At 55.1% G+C, this 603-nt stretch carries 1 protein-coding gene and 1 pseudogene; both read left to right on the top strand.

All coding sequences use genetic code 11. From position 1 onward, the window contains the following. Positions 1-175, top strand: a pseudogene (locus tag AC1DSG_RS31605) (histidine phosphatase family protein); the annotation flags it as partial. A 78-nt stretch (positions 176-253) separates the two neighbouring features. Then, positions 254-568, top strand: a complete 315-nt coding sequence (locus AC1DSG_RS31600; RefSeq protein ID WP_123431867.1) for an SCP2 sterol-binding domain-containing protein — start codon at positions 254-256, stop codon at positions 566-568. The last annotated feature ends 35 nt before the right edge of the window (positions 569-603 follow it).

Genomic DNA, 603 nt, shown 5'->3' with positions numbered 1-603 from the left:
GCTCTACCTCATTACACAAATGCCGGCCAAGCAGGCATTTGAGCTGAACTGGCAAATCGTCAACACCTCGCTCCACCACCTGAAGTTCCGTGGTCGCGAGGTGGCACTGGCTTCCTTCAACAATCATGCACACCTGCAACTGTTGAAGGCCCCGGATCTCATCACGTTTCGCTGAGTCCGGATTATTGTGACCCTGGCTGTAATCACCCAGCTGTAATTACCCTGCTCTTATTACCCAAGAAAGGATCGAACCATGACCTCCGTAGCTGATGCCGTACAAGCAATGAAAGCCAAGTTCAACCCAGCCGCTGCTGCCGGTCTGGACCTGGTTTTCGGTTTCCGCATCGACGAAGAAAAGAACTTCTCGTTGATCGTCAAAGACAGCACCTGCGAGCTGCAAGAAGGCGTGAACCCTGACGCCCAGGTCACTCTGGTGATGGACGGTGAAACCCTGGAAGGCATCGTTGACGGTTCGACCGACGGCATGCAAGCGTTCATGGGCGGCAAATTGCGCGCTGAAGGCGACATGATGCTGGCGATGAAACTGTCCGAGCTGTTCCCAAGCTAAGACGGCGGTTCCCGACCATCGGGAACCAGTCTGGC

It is taken from the genome of Pseudomonas sp. P5_A12, from assembly GCF_056400685.1.
The sequence above is the reverse complement of the archived record's forward strand: the minus strand, read 5'-3'. Positions and strand labels throughout refer to the sequence as shown.

Coding starts and splice junctions, on each gene's coding strand:
- AC1DSG_RS31600 (WP_123431867.1), top strand. CDS start 254: ATGACCTCCGTAGCTGATGCCGTACAAGCAATGAAAGCCAAGTTCAAC.